Here is a 3,517-nt window from a genome sequence, read left to right as displayed (position 1 = left end):
GTCCATATCCCAGCAATTATTTTATCCACCATAATTCTTCTGAAGTGTTGTAACTCCGAGGAATCTGCTTTAGACTCCTCGGATAATTTCTGATGACAAAACTATCTGTATAGGAATGGCATCGCGTTGGGGAGGGACTGCGGAATCGATTGCATCATCGTATTTTCTAATGGTTTGCCGAGTTCATCAAGGTATTTGTTAGCTAATTCTGGCGTAAGCTTGGCGTAAACAACAGTAGAAGAAATCGATGCATGGCCTAAAAACGCCTTAATTGCAATAAGTGATTCACCTGCTTCAAGCATATGAACCGCGATTGAGTGGCGAAATGAGTGCGGCGTGTAGTCGTTCTGTCTAAAAAGCTTCGGATAGAGTTCCTTTGCTCTAACCACATATTTCCGGACAACTTCCTCAACGCAAGAGATTGACATTTGCTCATTGGCCTGGCTTGAGAATAGATGCCGGTCGTAAGTTGACTTGTTGTTTAAATCGTATTTTCTTACCCGCAAATACTCGGTTATGATTGCGGTGCAGCTCATGGGGATAGTAATTATTCGAGATTTGTTTCCTTTTCCAGTCAAGCGCACCTTTGTCGGAAAAGACGGCGTTGCTAACGTGATGTCCTTCAAAGTTATGTCGCACAGCTCCTGCGCCCGTGCGCCAGTAGCATATAATGCCGCCATCATCGCGACATCGCGCTGTCCGATCGCTTTTGATGTATCAGGCAGTTTTAGCAGCAATTGAATTTCTTCTTTCGTAAAGTATTTTATGATATTATTCTTCGGCTCTTTTTTCTTTGCGGAAGTAATTGCTTCGGAATAAAATGGCAAAGATGCGGAAAAGGATTTCTTGGCGGCATATTTTGCAAACGCAATGATCGCGGAGCGGCGAACATTGCGCGTTTTAGCGGTACACTGGCGCTCTTGTTCGAGATGGACAAGAAATTCGTCAATAACGCCGTTTGAGAGCGTTTCAAACGACACCTTGGTCGGCATGATACCTTTTACATCATCAAGATATCCAAAAAGCAGCCGGAAAGCGTACTGGTACGCTGTTATGGTGTTTGCGCTCAGCCCCTTGGTAGTAGGCAGGTATTCGGTAAAGAACTCTGACAACAGACGAGTTAGCTCACCAGGTTTGCTTTTCACTCGAAATTCACCTCCGGAAACAGATTTCCAATGCTCTCTTCCATCCGGGCGTGCGAGTTTTTGTATAGCACATAATTCGTCGTTATATATTTTTCAGTTCCTATCAGAGATTCATGCCCAAGATATGCCGCCAGTCGTGGTCCAGATTCTTCCAGCGGTCTCCTTGCCGCTTCAGACTTCAAAAACGATTTGAACGTGAAGTAGTGCCTTAAGGTATGGGGGGATATTATGCGCTCTGATGGCACGCTGCGTACATTTGGGATACCGGCTTGCTCCAAGATTTGCAAGAACCAGAGCCTAAACGTGTTTTGCAGGTATGGACGCCCTTTTATGCGGACGCTCTCAAACAATAAACTAGCGTCCGAATCATCTCCAATCATGCGCCTATTGTATAATCTGAGCACCTCTGCCAATGAGCTGCTAATTGGGACAATTCTCTGCTTGTGGTTTTTGGCTTTCCGTATTGTGATAATTTCAGTATCTAAATCTATGTCACGCCAACGGAGCGAAAGCGCTTCGCCCAGCCGCAATCCGCAGCCGTAGAGAATCCTGAGCAGCATTGGAAAGACATATGATGTCTCATTTTCTTTGCTTTTGATTGCTGCAAAATTGTCAGCTGCGTCAATAATGGCTGCAAACTCTTCATCTGAAAAAGTGTACGCAACATAATCTGACTGTGTCCGAAACAATTCCGGCTCATACGCAGGGATTTCAAGCGCACACAAGTATCGTGCAAACCTGCGCAAGTTGCCTGCGTAATTCCTCTTAGACTTTGGTTTGCACGCAAGAGTCTTCAGCCACCCGGAAACAACCGCTTCCGTCAGTGCCTTTTGAGATATATTGCTGTTTAATAAATATGCGTCAAGGCTGTTAAACGTAGTTCTGTATTTGCTAGTGTCTTTATCTGCGTTTTCCAGCAGCTTCAAATAATCATTCATTTCAGCGGCCAGACAGCTGCCATATTGCTTAGGCATATTACAACGCCCCCTTTCCGCTGGCTAGGTATTCGGCAAATCTGCCGCTCGCCATTGGGACGTCAAGGGCGCAGGAACGCAGACTTTCTGTGTCAAATTTCACATAATGCGTTATGGCGTTAGGATCTTCATGCCCCAGAATGGTTCTGACCGCTTCATAAGGCACATTTTCTGCTACGAGACCGCTTGCGAGTGACATCCTGAGGGCATGTGCGCTATGGTGCCTGTCGCCAAACTCGATTCCAGATTGACGAAAATGTTTTGCGGCAACCCGGCATATAGCCCCGCTGCTCAATTGCGGCAGCACGCCTTTCCGCAAGCTTTCTCGGCAAGTAAGGAATATATATGGCTCAACTGAGTCGCCACGCGCATTGTTGATATAGTCTTGCAAGGCTTCCGCTATTTCTGGTAAAAGCGTTAATTGGTTTGCAACCCCTGTTTTTCGTTGCTTAAACTCAATAATAGCTTTGACAAAATCAATATTTTCAAAGCGCAGGAAACTTATGTCAGAAGAGCGCATGCCCAATCGTGCTGCCAACAAAAGAATCGCATAATTACGTTTCCCCACTTCATTTGAACGATCGACGCTTCCGAGTATCGCCTCAATTTCGTCGCTGCTATACACGGAGGGGATACGCTTCCAATAATGCATTTGCGGTACTATCCCCGCGTAATTGTATTTGACAATTCCTTCTTTGACCAGGAATCCAAAGAGCTTCCGTATACATGCCGCAAACTGAGCTTTGCTTGTAGCCCGATCAAACGCTCCCGCCAGCGCTTTGGCATCGACGGTATCCCATGATTCTATGCCGTTCCTCGCAAAATCCCTGCATAGCTTTATTGTAAATACACGATGTTTGTCAATGGTGCATTGCTTCAAATTTGCTGTCTCCAATGATTTGAGGTAATGCTCAAGCACCTCTTCGAAAGCTTCCGGGCATTCGTAATTCACTCGAAGATACGTATATGAATACTTACCGTCGTCAAGGTACTCATTAAATCGACGTATGACCAAACGCTGGCGCTGATAACCAGCTTGCTGTAAATACATCAGGCGCTCTTCAGACTTCAGAAATTTCTCGCCTATTTCTTGGGTGTATGCTTTATAGCCGTTTGCATTCGCAAAGCGGATCAGCAGATTGATTGTCCCCCTGTAGTGCCTTGTAATGTCGTGGGTGTAGCCTTTCTCGACAAGAAAGTCAGTAAACCCGTCATTTAGTTCTCTCCAATAACTAATATCCATAATACCCTCCAAACATATTTGTGACACCGGTTGATGTCCAGGAGTATTATAGATTTTATATCAGAAATTATCCGAGAAATTTTCATAGAAACTATTGGTTTTTCTATGCTTTGACTATTATATTGAGGATAAAATAATTGCTGGGATATGGACAA

At 44.8% G+C, this 3,517-nt stretch carries 3 protein-coding genes; all 3 read right to left on the bottom strand.

Annotated features, from left to right (window positions below):
* Positions 1 to 101: 101 nt before the first annotated feature.
* From AWB54_RS14835 to AWB54_RS14825, 3 genes are read right to left on the bottom strand one after another with little or no spacing between them, the layout of a single operon-like run.
* Positions 102 to 1,145: a tyrosine-type recombinase/integrase gene (locus AWB54_RS14835; protein WP_061215377.1), complete on the bottom strand. Its 1,044-nt coding sequence runs from the start codon at positions 1,143 to 1,145 to the stop codon at positions 102 to 104.
* The gene (locus AWB54_RS14830) at positions 1,142 to 2,119 is read right to left on the bottom strand and encodes a tyrosine-type recombinase/integrase (RefSeq protein WP_061215376.1); all 978 of its coding nucleotides are present in this window, start codon (positions 2,117 to 2,119) and stop codon (positions 1,142 to 1,144) included. The genes AWB54_RS14835 and AWB54_RS14830 overlap by 4 nt, the downstream gene beginning before the upstream one ends.
* Before the next feature lies 1 nt (position 2,120).
* Positions 2,121 to 3,362, bottom strand: a complete 1,242-nt coding sequence (locus tag AWB54_RS14825; RefSeq protein WP_061215375.1) for a tyrosine-type recombinase/integrase — start codon at positions 3,360 to 3,362, stop codon at positions 2,121 to 2,123.
* Between the last annotated feature and the right edge of the window lie 155 nt (positions 3,363 to 3,517).

The sequence above is a fragment of the Syntrophomonas wolfei subsp. methylbutyratica genome (assembly GCF_001570625.1).
GTDB lineage: Bacteria > Bacillota > Syntrophomonadia > Syntrophomonadales > Syntrophomonadaceae > Syntrophomonas > Syntrophomonas methylbutyratica.
Note: the sequence above shows the minus strand (reverse complement) of the source record. Positions and strands in the feature narration are given on the sequence as shown.

Excerpts from the sequence above, each read along its gene's own strand:
- AWB54_RS14825 (WP_061215375.1), bottom strand. The coding sequence starts at position 3,362 with ATGGATATTAGTTATTGGAGAGAACTAAATGACGGGTTTACTGACTTT.
- AWB54_RS14830 (WP_061215376.1), bottom strand. The coding sequence starts at position 2,119 with ATGCCTAAGCAATATGGCAGCTGTCTGGCCGCTGAAATGAATGATTAT.